15 protein-coding genes are annotated in these 19,527 nt (G+C 42.9%); 5 read left to right on the forward strand and 10 right to left on the reverse strand.

The genetic code is table 11. The features are described from left to right. The first annotated feature begins 354 nt into the window (after positions 1–354). A complete protein-coding gene (locus ACE1CD_RS33475; RefSeq protein WP_374827503.1) occupies positions 355–1,929 on the forward strand; it encodes a metallophosphoesterase family protein in 1,575 nt (524 codons plus the stop codon). Between the two features lie 148 nt (positions 1,930–2,077). On the opposite strand, the gene ACE1CD_RS33480 is transcribed toward ACE1CD_RS33475, so the two are convergent. From ACE1CD_RS33480 to ispG, 7 genes are all read right to left on the reverse strand, one after another. After that, positions 2,078–3,064: an aldo/keto reductase gene (locus tag ACE1CD_RS33480; protein WP_374827504.1), complete on the reverse strand. Its 987-nt coding sequence runs from the start codon at positions 3,062–3,064 to the stop codon at positions 2,078–2,080. A 38-nt stretch (positions 3,065–3,102) separates the two neighbouring features. Then, entirely contained in the window at positions 3,103–3,822 is a 720-nt protein-coding gene (locus ACE1CD_RS33485; RefSeq protein WP_374827506.1) for a PmeII family type II restriction endonuclease, read from the reverse strand. Further along, complete coding sequence (dcm, locus tag ACE1CD_RS33490; protein ID WP_374827508.1) at positions 3,812–5,215, reverse strand: DNA (cytosine-5-)-methyltransferase; 1,404 nt, start codon at positions 5,213–5,215, stop codon at positions 3,812–3,814. Before dcm ends, ACE1CD_RS33485 begins: the two co-directional genes overlap by 11 nt. A 194-nt stretch (positions 5,216–5,409) precedes the next feature. Continuing rightward, positions 5,410–5,598 carry a DDE transposase family protein gene (locus ACE1CD_RS33495; protein ID WP_190461815.1) on the reverse strand — a complete coding sequence of 63 codons (189 nt, stop codon included), beginning with the start codon at positions 5,596–5,598 and terminating at the stop codon, positions 5,410–5,412. 139 nt (positions 5,599–5,737) lie between these two features. Next, the gene (locus tag ACE1CD_RS33500; protein ID WP_190461812.1) at positions 5,738–7,795 is read right to left on the reverse strand and encodes an elongation factor G; all 2,058 of its coding nucleotides are present in this window, start codon (positions 7,793–7,795) and stop codon (positions 5,738–5,740) included. Between the two features lie 817 nt (positions 7,796–8,612). Further along, complete coding sequence (gene ctpC, locus ACE1CD_RS33505; protein ID WP_374827510.1) at positions 8,613–9,896, reverse strand: carboxyl-terminal processing protease CtpC; 1,284 nt, start codon at positions 9,894–9,896, stop codon at positions 8,613–8,615. A 126-nt stretch (positions 9,897–10,022) separates the two neighbouring features. Then, positions 10,023–11,237, reverse strand: coding sequence for a (E)-4-hydroxy-3-methylbut-2-enyl-diphosphate synthase (gene ispG, locus ACE1CD_RS33510; protein WP_374827511.1), 1,215 nt, complete (start codon positions 11,235–11,237; stop codon positions 10,023–10,025). 311 nt (positions 11,238–11,548) lie between these two features. Between ispG and ACE1CD_RS33515 the strand changes: the two genes are divergently transcribed. The 4 genes from ACE1CD_RS33515 (at position 11,549) to ACE1CD_RS33530 (ending at position 18,011) form a co-directional block, all read left to right on the forward strand. After that, positions 11,549–13,555, forward strand: a complete 2,007-nt coding sequence (locus ACE1CD_RS33515; protein WP_374827512.1) for a hypothetical protein — start codon at positions 11,549–11,551, stop codon at positions 13,553–13,555. Between the two features lie 5 nt (positions 13,556–13,560). Then, the gene (locus ACE1CD_RS33520; RefSeq protein WP_374827513.1) at positions 13,561–14,235 is read left to right on the forward strand and encodes a hypothetical protein; all 675 of its coding nucleotides are present in this window, start codon (positions 13,561–13,563) and stop codon (positions 14,233–14,235) included. Then, complete coding sequence (locus tag ACE1CD_RS33525) at positions 14,226–14,831, forward strand: macro domain-containing protein (protein ID WP_374827514.1); 606 nt, start codon at positions 14,226–14,228, stop codon at positions 14,829–14,831. Before ACE1CD_RS33520 ends, ACE1CD_RS33525 begins: the two co-directional genes overlap by 10 nt. Positions 14,832–15,107: 276 nt before the next feature. Further along, positions 15,108–18,011 carry a GUN4 domain-containing protein gene (locus ACE1CD_RS33530; protein WP_374827515.1) on the forward strand — a complete coding sequence of 968 codons (2,904 nt, stop codon included), beginning with the start codon at positions 15,108–15,110 and terminating at the stop codon, positions 18,009–18,011. Between the two features lie 111 nt (positions 18,012–18,122). On the opposite strand, the gene ACE1CD_RS33535 is transcribed toward ACE1CD_RS33530, so the two are convergent. The 3 genes from ACE1CD_RS33535 to ACE1CD_RS33545 all read right to left on the reverse strand — a co-directional run bounded on the left by ACE1CD_RS33535 (position 18,123) and on the right by ACE1CD_RS33545 (position 19,492). Further along, entirely contained in the window at positions 18,123–18,800 is a 678-nt protein-coding gene (locus tag ACE1CD_RS33535) for a hypothetical protein (protein ID WP_374789579.1), read from the reverse strand. Continuing rightward, the gene (locus tag ACE1CD_RS33540) at positions 18,790–19,212 is read right to left on the reverse strand and encodes a hypothetical protein (RefSeq protein ID WP_374789581.1); all 423 of its coding nucleotides are present in this window, start codon (positions 19,210–19,212) and stop codon (positions 18,790–18,792) included. Before ACE1CD_RS33540 ends, ACE1CD_RS33535 begins: the two co-directional genes overlap by 11 nt. Positions 19,213–19,282: 70 nt before the next feature. Further along, entirely contained in the window at positions 19,283–19,492 is a 210-nt protein-coding gene (locus ACE1CD_RS33545; RefSeq protein WP_374827516.1) for a hypothetical protein, read from the reverse strand. Positions 19,493–19,527: the final 35 nt, after the last annotated feature.

A 19,527-nucleotide genomic window follows, 5' to 3' on the forward strand; every position in this document is an offset into this window, starting at 1 on the left:
GGGCGAAGCATTTGGGCGACAATTGACCGCCTCAAACCCTAGATTTTCTGCCCAAATGCTTCGCCCCTTCATGCCAAAAAATGCTTAACCGAGCAGTATTGGAAACCGCGTTTCTTGCAAATACCCTTAGCTGAAATACTGATTTTTCGTTGAGAAACCCGGTTTCGTAGGTCTGATTGAGTACAAATGCACGACATCAACTTGAGGAAGCGATCGCATTGTGTTGCACAACACATTTGTGCAGTTAAACAAAAACACCTCAACCGTAGATACATTTTTACACCAAGCAGGTACAATCATTAATGCCAGCATATAGATAACCTTAGAAATTTTACGATCGTAGAGCTTTCAGCTATGCCATTTTTATCTGACCCGCCGATTTCCGTTAAAATCCGCAAAATGAAGGAAAGAGTGCGGTGGGAAGATCCACTCATTACCCAACGGGGAATCGATCAAACCCGGATGGTTATAGATGATGGTTTTGCCGAAAATCCAGAATTTTCATTTTTGGTGATCGGCGATAGCGGTTCGGGATATCATCGGGGATACAACCCGCAAAGAAAAATAGCAGAATTGATGCTGGCGCACAAAGAAAACAGTAGTTTTGTCCTGCACACCGGAGATGTAATCTATCTAGTTGGTTCCAGCGAATATTACCCGAAAAATTTCATCAACCCATACCGAGAATTTCTACTGGGTGGCGAAGAACCAAAACGCATTGCATACGATCGCATGACCTTCACCCTACCAATTTTACCAGTGCCAGGTAATCACGATTATTATGATGTTTCCTTGATATTAGGTTTGCTTGCACAAACTGCACTTCCGTTTCGTCGCCTGCTTAAATCTCAGATAGATTTTGATGTGATGCTGCACGGTTCTTTTCAAGGCAAAGCTTACGCACAGGCTTTTCTTGACTATCTCAAAGCTTTCCAGAACCAGGCAGAACTTGGCCGTCATCTTGACCGATATTATACTGCCAAAACCGATACAGGGCGCTGTCTTTCTTATCAACCAGGACGCTTTACCCGCTTACCCAATCGCTATTACACATTCCGTTATGGCGGCATTGACTTTTTTGCGGTTGACTCGAATACATTTAACGCGCCACTACCCCTACCTACAACTCGCAAAGGCAAAGCTTATCGGCGCGAATTAGAAAAGCGTCTTCTTCAACTGGAACAAGAAAAAGAGCAGATCCTCGATACCTCTGGCAATCTCGATCCGAACTTACCGGAAGAAGCTGAATATATCAACGATTTGCAGGCAAAATTGGAGCAAATTGACGAAATGGAACTGGACATCAACAAACAATTAGCATCCAATGAAACAACCGTTACCGATTTTGAACAACTTGATTGGCTAAAACAAAAATTAATTGCATCCTGGCACACAAAAGAAGTGCGCGGACGTATAATTTATTTTCACCATCCCCCTTATGTTACCGAAGCAACAAAGTGGTATCAAGGACAAACTTTGGCAGTTCGCCGTCGCCTCCGCCAAGTATTAGATGAAGTTTCTTCCGCAGTCGGTTCGTTACCAGAAGGTCGTCCGCTAGTCGATTTAATTTTAAACGGTCACGCGCACTGCTTGGAATATATTCGCACTGGCGATACCGGACACGCTGATTCTCATCTCAACTGGATTGTTTGCGGTGGTAGCGGTTATAGCTTGCGGCGTCAGCGAATTGAGGGGTCAGAATTGACGGAAACTTTTGAGGATGCTGCTGGTATTTTCAGCCGAAAGGTAGCAGAATCTCTGTTATTTGTGGGTCGTGAAGGACAGGGGAAAAATAAGCGACGACCTTATTCGTTTTTACGAATTGATGTTAAGGAAGGTCGCTCGCCAAAATTTATCGTGCGTCCGTTTATCGCTGAATGGTTCCAGCACGAGTGGAATAGTAGCGCGATGGAACCGTTTGTCATATGAAAGGGGCTAGGGCGTCGGGGCTAGGGGCTAGGGACTAGGAGAGTTTTGAGTTTTCAGTTTGTAAGGACTTTGCACACAACATCTGTACAGAGTTTTGAGTAAAAAAACTGCCTTCCTCCTTTTATTCTCAGTCTCCAATTGCTTGGTATCAACGATTGACTGCACTCATCCCTGATTCGGGATAGCGCAATCCAGCGGCGACACCTTTGGGTGCAACTTCATCGATGCGTTGGAGATCTTCCGGTGTCAATTCCACATCGACTGCACCGACATTTTCCTCTAAATATTTGCGCCGTTTGGTACCGGGAATGGGAACAATATCTTCACCTTGCGCTAATACCCAAGCTAAAGCTAATTGTGCGGGAAGGCAACCTTTTTGTTGCGCTATTTCTTCGATGCGTTGTACCAATTCCAGGTTTTTCTCAAAGTTTTCCCCTTGAAAACGGGGTGATTGACGGCGATAATCATCGGGAGCTAAATCCTCGAATTTTTTAATTTGACCTGTGAGAAAACCGCGTCCGAGTGGACTGTAGGGAACAAAACCGATGCCGAGTTCTCGACAGGTGTCGAGAATTCCGTCTTCCGGATCGCGACTCCATAGGGAATATTCGCTTTGCAATGCGGTAATGGGATGTACCGAGTAAGCGCGACGCAATGTTTCCGAACTCGCTTCGGAAAGTCCCAAATAGCGAACTTTGCCTTCTTTTACCAGTTCCGCCATTGCGCCGACGGTTTCTTCAATGGGTGTGTTGGGATCGACTCGATGCTGGTAATAAAGATCGATCGTTTCTACGCCAAGACGCCGCAAACTACCTTCGCAGGCGCTACGTACATATTCCGGTTTGCCGTTGATACCGCGAAAGTTGGCATCTTCGCTGCGAACGATACCGAATTTGGTAGCTAAAATTACTTTGTCGCGTCGATCGCCGATCGCTTTTCCCACCAATTCTTCGTTCTTGAATGGCCCATACATATCGGCGGTATCGAGAAAGGTTATCCCCAATTCCAACGCTCTATGAATGGTAGCAATTGATTCAGCATCGTCGCGATCGCTGTAGAAATCCGACATTCCCATACAACCTAAGCCGATCGCAGAAACCGTAAGTCCGCTTTTCCCTAACTGTCGTGTTTTCATGGTTAATTACCAAATGCTGTGACTGTTATGGTTATTACCTATTCTTCTTCTTCAGACAATTTTACTGCTATTTCTTGACTTAGAGCCTCTATAACTTCTTCAACCACAGATGGCATATCAACCTCATCCACAACCTCACTTATAGCATTTATCAATCTATGATAAAAATCTTCTTCACCTGTTAATCTATACCAAAACTCTTTTCCCATATATACTGTATAATCTTTGGAAAGCTCTTTAATAAAAGAATTCATTTCGCTCTCTTCACCGTATAACGTACAGAAAATAAAATCATAAGAGCTAATTTGAAGATTATTAGTTTTAGCTCTATTTCTTGCTTCTCTGAAATGGTTCTTGATGCTAGTAACATCCTCTCTATTTATTACATTTGGCCCTGCTTTTAATTGGCAATATTTTTTCCTTCCATCAATTTGATCTATAAACTCTACATCAATTCCCGGTGTCATAGAACCAAAACCTTGAAGAACTCTCGATATAAACTTTTGCATCGCCGTCCCAAATGTAGTAGTTATCGATGTACCAAGAACCCTGGGATATACTAAAATTTTGGCAATACTCTGTGGCGATATATTCCCTGTCAAATATTTAGCTAAATAATACCATAAAAAAGGATTTATATTAAATTGTTCAAGTTTTTTAAGCTTTAGCGTATTTCTCCGATGATTGCTAATTATCTCATCTCTAAAAAAAGCTTTAAATTTATTTAAAATATCAAGGCGATCGTTTTCAGGAATCATATTTTTGGCCAAAGTCTACTTGGGTTAATAATGATTTCATCAAGTGGTAAACAACGGGGACTGGAACAGCATTGCCAAATTGTTTTTTAGCACTACTTTCATTTTTTGCCATGATAAACCAATCGGGGAATCCTTGCAACTTTCCAGCATCTTTAGCAGAAATAGGTTTAAAAATTTTGGTTTGGTAAATCTCTTTAATAAATTTATCTTTATATTCTTCAGGATTTTCACAGCCTTCTATAGAAATCTTTGCTATATAATCTTTATTGCCTGTGGCTGTCAATGTAGGTATAATATCTGAATGAGGTAGGAAGATTCTATAAATGCCATTGATTCCTGCCGAATTTTTAGAATTGACAAACTCATATCCTTGGTTTTTTACATACCGAAGAATATTCTTTCTAATTAGCTTGTCTAGTTCTTCCTGTTTGAGGTCGGGGATTAATTCTGCCAAATCTTCAAAAGATAAAGGATTTCCATCTTTTGAGCCATATTTTTTCTTTCTCCTGTTTTTCAGAATGGTATAACAAATCAATTTTTCTCTTTCGCTAGTCCTGATAATATCCCAGGAATGAATAGTGGTGTGACCATCTCTAGTATCGCAAAAGACAAAAAAATCATTTAATTCATCATCTTTTTGAAACCGATTTCTCGAGCGCGGTATTTTCTTATCTCCATATAAAATTTGAGGTTCGATTTTTGATTTATTAAAATTACTGCAATCTTTTACCCCATCAATAAAGCTATAGAGTTTAGGTTTAATTTCCAATGGTTCTGGAAAGCTAAATTCTTGGGCGTTTTCTAAATCTTTTCTTATCCCTACTATAAAAACTCTTTCCCGATTTTGTGGCAAACCAAAATCATAAGAGTTTAGTAGCTGCCATTTGACAAAGTATCCTATGCTTTGAAAGCTACGTACTAGATGCTCAAAATGTTTTTTATTTATTGGTTCAATTAAGCCTTTTACATTTTCAAATATAAAAATTTTGGGTTGATTTATTCTCACAACTCTCAGGGTATCGAACCAAAGTTCGCCTCTGGGATCGTCGAACCCTTTAAGCTTACCAGCTACAGACCAAGGCTGGCAGGGCACTCCACCCACTACTACATCTACTTGAAAAGGAAATTTATCGATATTGCGAATATCTCCTAACCTGATATCCGCGCTATTAGAATTATTAATAAAATTTTTTTCATAAACTTCGATCGCTGCTTTATCAATTTCGGAATAACCTAAACATTTCCCACCCAGTTCTTCTAATGCAATTCTAAATCCTCCTATTCCTGCAAATAGATCGACAAAAGTAAAACCAATTTTATCCAATTTTGATTTGCATGGATCGATAGATTCTATTTGACTAGGTGAATAGACATCTTTAGTAAGAGTTTTCATTTTTATTACTAGAATTAACTCCCCAATTATTAAGAATAATTATAATTGTTTCAAAGAATATACAAATTGTCAAGTCTTTGTCGCATTATTTGTATGATGTCTGACTGCATCTATCTATATTGTATGACAAGTTGAATTTGGGCATGGAGTAGGAGATTGCTTCCCACGTCCGGCCACAAATTATTTATAATTGTTTAAACTGGTTGACATTTGCCGGCGCGAATCAATCCGACGCGACGTGCGATCGCCTCATCTCTCGAAGCAATTGGCCCCCATTTTTCTACTATATTTGCATCTTCTTTGCCTTCCACGCGATCGCTAGGCAGAATATCGCAGTGACCTTCATTGCGCTTGACAATATACCAAGTTTGTGTATTTTCCATATTTACTAAAAATCTTGTCAGTTTTGCTCATCAAATAGGGCACCAGCCAGATGCCCGATGCCCTACCATAATTGCAGATTTGAGATAGCAAATTTAATTATCAAAATCTGAAATTTGAAATCTCAAATCTGAAATCCAATCAACGGTGACCGTTGCCGTTAGTCTTGCCGTTACCGCTAGTTGCCACCACCTTTTCTGCTAGCTTGTCCGGTACTTCTTGCAGGTGGTCGAACTTCCAGTTAAAGAAGCCAACACCCATAGTAAGCGATCGCAACTCCACAATAAAGTTCTGCATTTCCGCTTGCGGCAAATAAGCAGAAACCTTATCCCAACCTTTCCAATCCGACCGACCTTCGTAGCCCAAAATTTGGCCGCGATGTCCAGTCAGCAATTGCATTACCTTAGAAGTAAATTCTTGAGGCGTACAAACCTCAACAGCAGTAATCGGTTCCAGCAACGTCGGTTCGCACTTGGGCATTCCTTCCTGCATTGCCAAACGCGCTGCTTGCTTGAATGCTTGTTCCGAACTATCGACAGTGTGGTAAGAACCATTGATCAGCGTCACCGCCACATCGACCACCGGGAAACCCAACGGCCCATGTGCCAGAGACTCCCGCACACCAATTTCCACACCAGGAATGTACTGGCGCGGAACCACTCCGCCCACAATCTTCTCATTAAAGTTGAAGCCTTCCCCGCGAGACAGGGGTTTGATGTCCAGATAAACATCGCCGAATTGTCCGTGTCCGCCGCTTTGGTGCTTGTAGCGCCCGTGAACGGACGAAACAGCTTTGCGGATAGTTTCTTTATAAGGAACTTGCGGCAGGTGCGTACTCATCGGTAGATTGTACTTGCGGCGCAACCGGTCTAAGGCTACTTGCAAGTGAATTTCTCCCTGACCCCAGAGAATAACTTCGCGAGTATCGCCGTGTTGTTCCCAACTCAAGGATGGGTCTTCTTCGATCAGTTTGCCAAAGGCGCTGCTGATTTTCACTTCATCGTTGCGCTTTTCGGCTGTTACCGCCAAAGCGTAAACCGGCGTCAGTTGTTCCGCTTTGGGTAATTCTGACGCCGGTTGTCCGCTATTAGTCGATAGGGTATCCCCCGTTTTTATGCCCTCCAAACGTCCCACAGCCACAATTTCGCCGGCTTTGGCTTCTTGGATGCCGTTTTGTTGTTGACCTGCGAGACGGTAGAGTCCGCCAGCACGCACGCCGTTGAGAACTGCGCCATCTGTGAGAGTACCTTGCCAAACTCGCACGAGGGAAAGTTTGCCACCTTGGGGAGTGAAGTAGGTTTTCAGCACTTGCGCTAGAGGTGCGTCGCCACTGAGGGTAATTCCCCGCCGTCCCAATGTGGTTTCTGGGGTGGGTGCTTCCCGCAGCAAGGCTTGCAGTAGGGGACGAACGCCAAAATCTTTTTCGGCAATACCCAGGAATACTGGCACGATTAGATCTGCGCCCAATTCCATTTTCAGGTCTTGGATAATTTCTTCTTGGGGCGGTTCGATTTCTTCTAGCAGTTCTTCCAAAAGGTGGTCGTCAAAGTTAGCCAACTCTTCTAACATTTCCGTCCGCGCTGCGTGTTCTTGTTCTTTGAGTTCGGCGGGGAAGGGAACGGGGTCTGCTGGCGCACCTGGGTGATAGTGGTAAGCTTGTTCGGTAACTAGATCGATAAAGCCAACGAGGTTTTCTCCTTGACCGATCGGATATTGGTGCGGTACTAACGGACGACTGGAGACGTTTTTGAGGGCGTGCAGTACGTCCATGAAGTTGTTGTTCGCCCGATCCATTTTGTTGATGAAGACTAGGTGGGGAATTTCCCAGTCGTCTAAGAATTTGAATAGGGGGGCGAGGGTGAGGACGCGATCGATTACTGGTTCGCAAACCACTACCGCTGCATCTACACCGATTAAAGCATTATAAGTTTCCTGGGAGAATTCCACCGATCCGGGACAGTCGAGGAACGTGAACCGCACGCCGTCGTATTCGGTGCAGGCGGTTGCGATCTCGACGCTCATTTGGCGATCGCGTGCTTCTGGGGCGCTATCTCCTACTGTATTTTTATCCTTGATGCTGCCTTTGCGAGTAATCGCACCTGTGACGAACAATATACTTTCTAGAAATGTTGTTTTGCCGCTCAGATAGGGGCCAACGATCGCCACATTACGAAAACTGGAAACGACTTTTTCGTTCATAAATCCTCCTTTTCGCGTCGCTGTCAACTTGCTTAAGAGTGCAGCTGCCGCTTGTGACAGTGGATAGCAAATGTTTTTCGAGTAGTAAGGGTGAGTTTGGCCAGTTTGCTGGTTAGATAACTGAAATTCTCGCTCAACTTCCCCTACGCGCCTGTAGATTTTGATAGAAGCCGTTTAGTAGAATGTCCGAGTCTATTGTCAGTTGTCCGTTGACGATAAATTTTTCAACTGACTACTCACAACTGACGAGCGGGTGCGTGCAAAATTGTGGATTTTTTTATAGATGGCTGGTTTAACCCGCCCCTACACAACAGACTTCTCGGTTGTTAATGGTTGAGCTTACCTTGTCAGAATTAACTCACCTATTTGAAAACTTACCTCGTATTTAGTTAGAGGTTAACCCCTTTTTAACAGACTGTCATAAAAATCTGATTTTGTTTTACAATAAAGTTTATTATTTATTAATTTCAATAAAGTTTTATTTTTAAGTAATAATTTTTATTTCAAAATGTTATGCAAATAAAGCTAAAAGCCCATTTAATTTAAATATATGGACATACCTGTGAGAAAAGTAGGTTTTAGATGTTTTTAACCACTCTGTACCCAGATCGACGCAGATAAATAGTGATGTTTGGCTACTCCGGAAGTAGATTTTTAGAATAAGTATAAATTATTCAATAAAACCTTTGCAAATCTTATCAATACCAAGCTCAAGCTTAATTGTAAAGTTGCGGATTGTGAGTTGGGATTACTATTCCAGTTTCCAATTAAGAGTGGGGTGGGGGCGAATTGGGAAACGCCCCCTACCCAGTTAGCTTTATCGGGTCGCCGATGCTGACCTACCGTGTTTGGCAATTTGCTGCTGCAACGCTTCCAAAGCTTTGGCGTATTGCGGGTCTGCCTTGGTGCCGATTTCGTCGCGATTGCGGCTCAATTCTTGCCGTTGGGTATCGTTGAGTTCGATCGTCACATCTGGTACGATACCGGCATGATTGATATCCCGACCGCTGGGGGTGAAGTACTTAGCGATCGTCACTGCCAGTCCGGAACCGTCACCCAGTCCGCGTACCGACTGCACTAAGCCTTTGCCGAAGGTTTTTGTGCCGACGAGAATGGCGCGTTGGTTATCTTGCAACGCCCCAGAGAGAATTTCGCTGGCACTTGCCGATCCGCCATCCACCAGCACAACTAACGGTTTATTGGTAAGTTGGCGGTTGTTTGCTTTTTGGCGATCGCTTACTCCCTGACGGTCTACTGTGGAGACAATGCCGCCATCTTTCAACCACATTCTGGCAATATCGATGCTGGCGTAGAGGAGTCCGCCTGGATTAGAACGCAGATCCAAAACGTAGCCAGAAACTCCTTGCTTTTCTAGTGCTTGAATTGCCGCACGCATTTCTCCTGCTGCATTGGCGCTGAACTGATTCAGGCGAATGTAGCCAACGCCGCCGGGGATATCTTGACTGCGGCTGTAACGGACGGGATGGATTTCGATGCGATCGCGTTTCAGCTTAAATATCTTTTGCTGATTGCTCCGCATTACCGTCAGCGTCACTTCTGTACCCACTGGGCCTCGGATCAAGCTGACTGCATCGTTGACATCCATACCATCGGTACTCTTGCCATCTATCTTGAGGATGATATCTTTGGCAAGCACTCCAGCTTTAGCCGCTGGCGTACCTTCAATCGGAGCGATCACAACGAGTTTTTTGCTGTCTTCATCTTGGGAAAGTTGAATACCAACACCAGTCAGTTCCCCAGAGGTATCAATTTGCATACTCTTGAATTCTTCGGGGTCCATAAACCGGGTGTAAGGGTCATCCAGTTTTTTCAACATTTCCCGGATTGCCTTGTAAGCTTCCTCCTTGCTGGTATAGTTCCGGCCCAGATATTCGTTGCGAACTTTCTGCCAATCAACTTGGTTGAAGGTGCCGTCTACGTAGTTGCGATCGACTATCTGCCAGACCTCATCAACCAGTTCTTTTGGACTATCGCGAAAGAAAGCTTGACTTGAAAGGTGAATACCAGCGCCGGTTACTGCCACAGTCGTCAATACTGCGGCTGTTGCACCTAAAACGAGTCCACGTTTTGCTATAACCATCTTTATCTCTGAGCCGGAAGGGAAAAACTGCAATGGGAGTAAGCCCAATTTAACACAGGCTTTTTGTGGAAATGTTCAGTGAATATCACTATTGTGCTTAGCCAAATTCAACTTCGGATAGGGTTGTTAAGGATCGACCCACCGATCGTCTGCTTTGATTAAGTTGATTAACTCCTCAACACCTTGAGACTCTGGGACTTTTTTTATTTCTTCTCTGCCGCGATACAGGGAAATATAACCGGGCTGTTTGCCAACATAACCGTAGTCGGCATCTGCCATTTCTCCAGGGCCATTGACAATGCAGCCCATTACTGCTATGTCTAACCCCGTGAGATGTTTGGTGGCTTCCCGTACCTTGTGCAGGACTTCCTCTAGGTTAAACAAGGTGCGACCGCAGGAAGGACAGGCGACATATTCCACCATTGTTTTCCGCAATCCCAGAGCTTGCAGAATACTATAGCAGACGGGAATCTCTTTTTCCGGAGCTTCGGTGAGCGAAACCCGGATAGTATCCCCAATGCCATCAGCTAAAAGTGTAGCAATCCCGGCAGTAGACTTGATGCGACCGTATTCCCCATCTCCCGCTTCCGTGACGCCCAAATGCAGGGGGTAGTCCATACCCAGCTCGTCCATACGATGTGCCAATAAGCGATAAGCGGCTAACATCACCGGCACTCGCGAAGCTTTCAGGGAAACAACCAAGTTACGGAAGTCGAGAGATTCACAGATGCGAATGAATTCTAAAGCAGACTCTACCATGCCTTCCGGAGTATCGCCATAGGTAAATACCATTCTTTCGGCGAGGGAACCGTGATTGACACCGATACGCATAGCTTTACCTTGGTCGCGCAGGGAAACTACCAGCGGTTCTAGAGTTTCGCGAATCTTTTCACCAATTTCGTCAAACTCGGCTTTGGTGTATTCGGTGCGATCGGATTTTGGCTTTTCAAATACGTACAATCCCGGATTTATCCGTACCTTGTCAACGTGCTGGGCAACTTCCAGGGCAATTTTCATGCCATTGTGATGCACGTCGGCAACTAGCGGCACATCTTGGTAAGTTTTGAGAAGTTTTTGTTTGATTTCCGCTAATGCTTTGGCGTGTGCGAGACTGGGCACGGTAACGCGGACAATTTCGCAACCAATCTCGTGCAAGCGACGAATAGCAGCAACAGATCCTTCCACATCGAGGGTATCTTCGTTGATCATCGATTGTACGACGACTGGATAGCCACCGCCGATCGTAACATTTCCCACCTTAACGGGACGGGTTTTGCGCCGCTTGATGGTGGTATCGAAAGTAGGTTGACTGGTGGCGGTTGGATTGGACAGAGTTTGCATAACCTGTTTTTTACTTTTGCGATTCCTCTCTGTTTTTCAGGTTGCCATAGAAGGGGACAGTTTTAGCTGTTGGAGTAGCCAGATTTACGTTTGTCTGGTTTATTTGTGCCTAGAAAACTGGTCGATCGGACATAATTCCTTATGTGAGAGGCGCTAAGCAAACAAGCTAAAATGTAAGAAGGAGATTGCATTGAGATTTGTTACTGAAAGGGGCATAGCAATATATAGATAGGACTTCTGATACCAAATCCGGTCGATCGACTATGATATAATCACAAGAAATTCAAACATTCCGCGTCAATGATTATTGTATGTACGAAGCCTTTATCGATTTAGATGAACTAATATTACGATGCAGAGATAAATTATCTAGAAAGTTTATCCAAGAGGCAGTTTCTTGTTATCGCGCTGGTGCATTTCGTTCTTGTATTGTCGCCACATGGAACGCGGTAGTTTTTGACTTTCTACACAAACTGAGAGAGTTAGAACTTTTGGGAGATAAAGAAGCTGCGAACTTACTAAAAGAATTTGATAAGTTGAGAGGTTCAGGTAAACAGTTTAGAGAGCTTTGGAAATTTGAGTCTGATATTCCTGAGATTGCACTCACGAAATTTGAACTAATCTCAACCGTAGAGAAATCAGACATTGAAAGGCTGTTTGAAGATCGAAGCCGATGCGCTCATCCTTCCATGACTTCTTTGGAGGAGCCATTTGAAGCAACAGCCGAGCTAGCACGCTATCACTTGAGAAGTGCAGTAACACATCTTTTAGAACGTCCGCCTGTTCAAGGACGTGCCGCCAGCGAGAGAATTTTTCAGGATATTAAATCTGAATACTTTCCGGTAGAACCAGAATCAGCAATAAAGTATTTTCAAAAAAGCCCATTAGCGCGTGCGCGATTTGCCCTAGTTAAAGATATTGTTATCGGTTTAACGAAAAGTTTGTTAATAGAAGAGCGTCCAGAAGATGAAAGAGCACGTCAGTTTTCAGCACTGAACGCTATATCGAATATGTATCCTCAAGAGATAAGGGAGATATTGAATGCTCAATTATCTGACATTATTCTCAATAGAGTTATGGATGAGAATTGGGATAAAGCTATCGTTTATCTTGGTAGCATTACTGCTTGGGATAGCCTTAGTGAACCATGTAGGTTAAAAGCGGAAGCTTACATTGATAAAATTGACATATTTGAGACACATCAAAAAAACTCCAAGCAACTTTCACAAGAAGCTGTATTTATATTAGTGAAAGCATCTCGTATAGGTTTTTTGAGAGAATCTATCATTAAGAAGCTTCATATTTCTTTGAAAGATTTACTCTCATTAAGAGAAACTTGTAAAGATAACTTTTTTAAGGAGAAAATACTTATTCCCGTTTTGCGAGAATTGTCGTCGCAAGCTACTTTAGACGAACTACTTTTAATGAGAACCGAGACCTTACTGAAATCGGATGAGAATATTCAAGCTTATACAAAAGAGAAAATAAAGGCTTCTCCGTTAAAGGAGTTAACCTCGATAGCATCCAAGTATCAAGATAATTGGCTTATTGATTTGATTGAGTCTGAGTTAAAAGTAAAAATACCCAATGCCAATTTAAAAGATTTACGTGCAGCTAAATCAAGATATAAATCAATAAATGAGCCAAAGGTTGAATTATTTGAATTATTTGATAAATTTATTGTTAAACAAGTTAAAGTAGAAAATATCTCCCTAGAGAAAACATTTGAGTTAATGTATGAGTTAATGGAATATGATGAAGATAAAGTTTTGAACGATTTAATTGAGCTTGAATTAGATGAGAAGATTTCTACTGCAAGCCTAGAGGATTTACTGGCGGGAAAGTCAACATACAAATCGATAGATAAACCAAAAGACAATATACTTAAGTTGCTTGATAACTCTATTGCTCGGCAGGTTAAAGCTGCCTCATTTGATGATTTACTTGCTCAAAGAAGTCGTTGGGACGAAATTTCGGATGAACTAATTGAAACTATTTTGAAAAATAATGTTTCAACAATAATTGATAAATTTGCAAATTCTGAAAACTTTTCTGATGCCGGAAGTAATTCTAGGCTGCTAGTAAAAATTGCTGCATATTTGAGCCCAAGACAATGGCAAAATATTTTAGATGCTTTTTTCCAGAATAATCAGATTTATGATTCATATAGTTGCTATAGTGGATTTGAATCACTATTTAAGAAATCTTTAGAATTGAGTAATTGTGTGCAACCTTACTGGCTCACTTTTCGGGAAAAGCTTAATAATTTCAATGATAAACACAGCAATAGTCTGAAGCGTCTGATCGATTCTCATTAAAACAAATGAACAATTATCGGGCTATTTTGAAGCGAGTGGGAATTGTGCTGATCGCGGTTGGCATTCTCGATATCGCGTACTTTTTCTATTACACATCACAAGATGAAAGCTTTTCATCCAGTTTGAGAGGTAACTATTCATCGAATGGATTAGTTATTGTGGTAGCGGGTATATTTCTCCTGCGGGGTAGCCTGCGTGCTGTTGAGATAGTCAGATGGGTCGCCGCTTTTGGGATCTCTAACTTGGTCAGCAACATATTCATACTGCTTCCGTTTTTAAAGCCAGCAGAACTCTGGGCAATTGAATTTCGTCTCTATCCAGTTAGTCTTTGTATATCGTTTTTAGTTAAAATTATGTCGATCGCCCTTCTCTGTTGGATCTACACACAACTGCGTGCTGCGCCTGTAATATCGGCAAGCCTTAAATCCGGTCATTCTGCCTCGACTCCGAAATGTGCATTCATTCTTGGGGTAGCAAGTATAGTATTACTTACTGGCATTATGCAGTTCACGGTAAATAGTGCTGCGGGAACTAAAGCAGTCGAATTAGCCCGTTCGCAATACGGAGACAAGTACAAGTATCATGTCACAGGTATGCGCTGGTCGAATGGGAATGTAAAGGCCAGCCTCACCGCATACAATGAACAGGAAATAAAACCTATTCAAGTAGAATGGAAGTAGTGAGTAAGATGCGATCGCACCCGCCCACATCTTCAACCAAAAATTATTTGGGAGAATACAAAATGTTAACAAATCGAATATCAATTATTAAAGGTGATATTACTAAACTAAAGGTGGATGCGATCGTCAACACAACCGATCCATACTTTTCGGGTAGTAGTGTTGTAGATGGTGCGATTCACCGTGCAGCTGGTTCTCAGCTTCGAGAAGAATGCGATCGACTCGATCGCTCTTCTAGGAGTGAAGCTAAAATTACCAGTGGCTATAACCTCCCAGCACGGTGGATTATTCATACAGTTGCTCCGCTCTGGCAGAAGGGTAATAATAATGAGGAGCGAATGTTGGCTGTGACGGAATGCTATCGAAACTGCTTGGCTTTGGCTGAAGAATACTCGGTAAAGACGATCGCTTTTCCGGCTATTAGCAGAGGAATGTTGGGTTTTCCAAGAAGAGAAGCGTCTAGAATTGCTGTCGGTGAAGTTAAAGGTTTTCTTGAGAGGAATAGTTCGGTTGAGAAGGTAGTTTTTGTTTGTTCGGAGCAAAAGTATTATAACCACTACTGGAATGCTGTTAAGGAAATTATAGTTAGCGCGTAGGGCGTTGGGGGAAGAGGAAGAACGGGATACAAATATTGGGTTTGATGAAAAAGCGATCGCACCCCCCCCATTCTCCTCAAACTAAGTATCTATACTCACAGACCTGAGAAACCGGGTTTGTTCGCGAAAAATGTAGACTGCTGGCTTCAATTGGCAGGAAACCCGGTTTCTAGCCGATTTTGTTGTCCTAGACTACCAAGTAGGCTTAGCATTTTGTGCCAAAATTGGTATCAACCAACGATTCGAGTAACGACGTCACGGCGCAGCGGCAATCCGATGCAGGGAAAAACACTGGGAGGGCGCTACCAAATTATCAGCCACTTGGGAGGAGGGGGTTTCGGTACAACCTTCTTGGCTGTGGATAGGCATTTACCGGGCAATCCTCAGTGTGTCGTCAAGCAACTGAAGCCGAAAACTGCCGACAATCCATCGGCTTTGCAGGTGGCAAGGCGGTTATTCAATCGGGAAGCAGAAGTTTTATATCAATTGGGAAATCACGATCGCATCCCGCGACTGTTTGCCCACTTTGAAGAAGAACAAGAATTTTATTTAGTTCAAGAATTCGTTGCCGGATACGAACTTAAGCAGGAATTGTCAGCGGGTCAGCAATTAAATGAAGCTCAAGTTATTGTTCTGTTGCGCGATATTCTAGAAATTTTAGGATTTGTTCATCAGCAAAATGTGATTCATCGCGATATCAAACCTTCTAATTTAATTCGACGCCGACTAGATGGGAAACTGGTTTTGATTGACTTTGGCGCAGTCAAACAATTTGGCTCTCAGGTGATTAATCCGGAAGGTGAGACTAGCTTAACTATTGCTGTTGGTTCGCCGGGATATATGCCAAACGAACAAATGGCAGGTAAACCGCGCTTTAGCAGCGATATTTTTGCGGTGGGAATCATCGGTATCCAAGCTGCCACAGGGTTAAATCCCAGACAATTACCGGAAGATCCCAGAACTTGCGAAATTGTTTGGCGCAATTTTGTACAGGTAAGTTCTGAGTTTGCTGATGTTTTAGATAAGATGGTGCGTTATGACTTTCGTCAGCGTTACCAATCAGCAGATGAAGCGCTGTCAGCACTCAATTCTGTACCGACAACAGCTTTGACTGCGAAGATAGCAGTACCTTTAACAGATGTTAGTTCAGACATTAACTCATTACCGACGGAAACGATCGCTCCTGACGATCTTAGTTCTGAGTGTGGCATAGATTACTCTCGGTTACGGAATTTACTAGCAACAAGGGAATGGCAAGAGGCTGATGAAGAAACTAGAGCTTTGATGCTCAAAGTATTTCGTAAAGACACTAAAGACTGGCTCAGTAAAGAAGTAATGGAGAAGTTTCCTTGTGTGGATATCCGCACTATCGATCGACTATGGGTAAAGTACAGCAAAGGACATTTCGGCTTTAGCGTGCAGCAGCGCATCTGGCAAAGTATTGGTGGGAAACCCGACGCAGATTACACAACATATTGTCATTTCGTCGATCGGATAGGTTGGCGTGTGGAGCAAAATTGGCTTTCTTGGTTCGATCTCACTTTCTCCTTAAAGGCTCCAGAGGGACATTTACCTGTAGGATTAGGTCGAGGGATGGTAGGTTTTGGTTTGGCTTTCTTGTCTCGCGTCGAAGCTTGTGGATTGGACGAGCAAACTGATCTTTTGTCCAACATCAAGTTAGAAAAGCCAACCGATGACCTCAGTTCTGAACGGGGAGTAGATTATACGAAATTACAAAATTTACTAGCATCTGGAAAATGGAAAGAAGCGACTGACGAGACTAAAGCTGTCATACTTCAGGCAGTTGGTCGAGAACAGGAAGATCGGCTGATAGTGGAAGATCTAGAAAAATTCCCCTGCTCTGACTTACGCACGATCGACAATCTGTGGGTGAAATACAGCAACGGTCGTTTCGGTTTTAGCGTGCAGAGGCGTATTTGGGAAAATATAGGGGGTAAAAAGGATGCAACGAGGGATGCAGATTATCAAACTTGGCGCAATTTTGGCGAACAAGTGGGATGGCGCTTAAATGACTCTTGGTTGCTTTTGGATGAACTTAATTTCACATTAAACGCTACTGTCGGTCATCTACCCACACTTCCCAATCGCAGGTGGTGGGGGTTGAGCTATCATCTGATATCTCGTCGAATTGAGGCTTGTCAACTCGAAGATCCTAGTGATGTTTCGTCCAACATCAAGGCAAAAATTTCAACCGATGACCTCAGTTGTAAACGAGGAGTAGACTATACGCACTTACGAGATTTACTAGCAGCAGGAAAATGGCAAGAAGCCGATCGCGAAACGATGGCTCTGATGCAAATGGCAGCTGGTAAAGAGGAAGAGGAAAAGCTGACAGTAGAAGAAATCGAAAAACTTCCCTGTTCCGACTTGCGTGCGATCGATAATCTTTGGGTAAAGTACAGCAAGGGACGTTTCGGCTTTAGCGTGCAGCAGCGTATCTGGCAAAGTATTGGGGGAACTCTGGATGCACCAAAAGATGCAGATTACGATACCTGGCACCGTTTCGGCGAACAAGTGGGATGGCGCGTAAAAGGGTCGTGGTTAATGTGGGATAAACTGACTTTCTCATCAAATGCTTCTGTCGGTCATCTGCCGGCGCTTTCTATGGGAAGGTGGTCTCGCAGTTGGTGGGGTTTGAATTATCATATTGTTTCGCGTCGTATTGAAGCTTGCAAATCGAGCGATCGCACTGAGGTTTTGTCTGTTAAACAAGAAAGTAAGCTGGGAGTAGATTACACTTATCTGCGGGAGTTATTAGCAGCTGGAAAATGGAAAGAAGCGGATTTGGAAACTAAAGCCGTTATACTTCAGGCATCTGGTCGCAATAAAGAGGCATCGCTTCAACTAAAAGACATTAAAAAAATTGGGTGTTCGGACATACGTATGATTAACCAATTATGGTTAGAGTTCAGCAATGGACGTTTTGGTTTTAGCGTTCAAAAGCAAATATTTTTGAGTTTGAATGGAAGTTGGCCGGATTTTGGCGATCGCGTTGGATGGGTTGCCAATGGTGCTTGGCTGCGCTACGATCGACTCAATTTTAGCCTTGATGCACCGTCAGGACATCTGCCATTATTGGGTATAGATTTAATGGATTCTAATATTAGAATATTGGGTTCTGCTATTATCGCGAAGCTAACAGAGTGTAACATCCAGTAGTTATATGCGCCGCAATTGTGGGTCAGAAGCGATCGTACTCCTGAGCGTCACTTTTACTAATCCGAAATTCCAGACTCATTCATTGCAGCAGATCTATCATTTTTTGGGCGTCTAAATTCCATATTTAGCCTTAAAATCCTTAAAATTACTTTGAAAAGCGTACCGCAGTCTATTAATATCATTCCTCGAACCAGGCGTCACATTCTGTTCCCATTTTAAGCGGTGCATTGCCAGTAACTTCGCTACAGACGCACTGGAAGTATTAGAAACAAAATAGCAGTCACCTTCAACTTGTAACTCAGCAGCTAAACCAATAAATGACCGGGCTAAATTGAGACTCAATTCCGATTCATAATGCTTACTTTCTACAGCAATTATTACCCTCGAACAGTCTGGTTCGCGTCTTTCTAGCCGACAAATATCTGCCTCATCTTGATATAAAACGCAAATATCGCACTCGTGAGCCACTTGCGAGACTCCCCTGACCCTCACCCCGACATGAACTTCTAATAAAGGTTTCCCAGGAAACTCAACAATTGCGTGGGTGTAGGGTTCATCAACTGCATAAATTTGACCCGGACTTTCACGAAACAGTAAAGATTGAGGTCTATTTTTCAAAGCATCTCGGTAATCAATTAAAGCTCCCTCACTTCTAGCTGCACTAATCACAATTTCAAACAGAAATCTTTCATATAGTTTTGATGTTCTAGTATCTGATGTATAACCGGGAGCGATTCCAGAACCGACAAAACTGCTAATCGCTTGCTTTAAACGCGAATTAATCGACATGAGCTAAAGCATCCCGACGTAGTTCTTCAAGTAATGCTTTTAAGGCATCGGCTTTTTGTTTCTTGGCATAAACGACTTCTGGTCGATAATCATCGATTGTGGCGTAATTTCCATCTGAAGTTATAATTTTAGGTTCGAGTTTTTCTGAAATCAAAAAATCAGAAATTTCCACCTCCATCGCCGTTGTTTCCACTAATGCCCGTTCGATAGCATCAATTAATAAAAATAGTTTTTCTCGATGTTTTAATGGTTCATTTTCTAATCGATAGTACGGTTGACTGTTCTTGCTTACTGCAACATTTTCCCCTCTTTGAATAGTTAATTCTACTTTTTCAACTAACCATCCCATCCCCAATTCCTTCAGCATTGAAGCCAATTCTTGATAGGCTGTAGCACATTCTTGTTCGTTCATAAATCTCTCCATAAATTATGTATAAGAAGCGATCTGGTCAAACCAGATCGCACTCCTCTGGTCACTTTTGTTACTCCGGAAAATCGGGAATTACCCATTTGGGTGGCTGCGACATTTTCTTTCGCAAAGCTGCCTCTGCTATTTCGTGCATTTTATCTAACGAAGTTTCGTTCATGAAACTTGTTGCCTTCGCTATATATTCCCGATTGGGACATTTTTCGCCCAAAATGCAACCGTTAACGCAGTCTACAGCGCAGTTTACAGATACTTCCGCAGTCATATCTCCTCTCTTGTTCTCTCCGACGACAGCAGACG

The organism is Aerosakkonema sp. BLCC-F183 (assembly GCF_041929145.1).
Lineage (GTDB): Bacteria > Cyanobacteriota > Cyanobacteriia > Cyanobacteriales > Aerosakkonemataceae > Aerosakkonema.

Coding starts and splice junctions, on each gene's coding strand:
- ACE1CD_RS33475 (WP_374827503.1), top strand. CDS start 355: ATGCCATTTTTATCTGACCCGCCGATTTCCGTTAAAATCCGCAAAATG.
- ACE1CD_RS33480 (WP_374827504.1), bottom strand. CDS start 3,064: ATGAAAACACGACAGTTAGGGAAAAGCGGACTTACGGTTTCTGCGATC.
- ACE1CD_RS33485 (WP_374827506.1), bottom strand. CDS start 3,822: ATGATTCCTGAAAACGATCGCCTTGATATTTTAAATAAATTTAAAGCT.
- dcm (WP_374827508.1), bottom strand. CDS start 5,215: ATGAAAACTCTTACTAAAGATGTCTATTCACCTAGTCAAATAGAATCT.
- ACE1CD_RS33495 (WP_190461815.1), bottom strand. CDS start 5,598: ATGGAAAATACACAAACTTGGTATATTGTCAAGCGCAATGAAGGTCAC.
- ACE1CD_RS33500 (WP_190461812.1), bottom strand. CDS start 7,795: ATGAACGAAAAAGTCGTTTCCAGTTTTCGTAATGTGGCGATCGTTGGC.
- ctpC (WP_374827510.1), bottom strand. CDS start 9,896: ATGGTTATAGCAAAACGTGGACTCGTTTTAGGTGCAACAGCCGCAGTA.
- ispG (WP_374827511.1), bottom strand. CDS start 11,237: ATGCAAACTCTGTCCAATCCAACCGCCACCAGTCAACCTACTTTCGAT.
- ACE1CD_RS33515 (WP_374827512.1), top strand. CDS start 11,549: ATGTACGAAGCCTTTATCGATTTAGATGAACTAATATTACGATGCAGA.
- ACE1CD_RS33520 (WP_374827513.1), top strand. CDS start 13,561: ATGAACAATTATCGGGCTATTTTGAAGCGAGTGGGAATTGTGCTGATC.
- ACE1CD_RS33525 (WP_374827514.1), top strand. CDS start 14,226: ATGGAAGTAGTGAGTAAGATGCGATCGCACCCGCCCACATCTTCAACC.
- ACE1CD_RS33530 (WP_374827515.1), top strand. CDS start 15,108: ATGCAGGGAAAAACACTGGGAGGGCGCTACCAAATTATCAGCCACTTG.
- ACE1CD_RS33535 (WP_374789579.1), bottom strand. CDS start 18,800: ATGTCGATTAATTCGCGTTTAAAGCAAGCGATTAGCAGTTTTGTCGGT.
- ACE1CD_RS33540 (WP_374789581.1), bottom strand. CDS start 19,212: ATGAACGAACAAGAATGTGCTACAGCCTATCAAGAATTGGCTTCAATG.
- ACE1CD_RS33545 (WP_374827516.1), bottom strand. CDS start 19,492: ATGACTGCGGAAGTATCTGTAAACTGCGCTGTAGACTGCGTTAACGGT.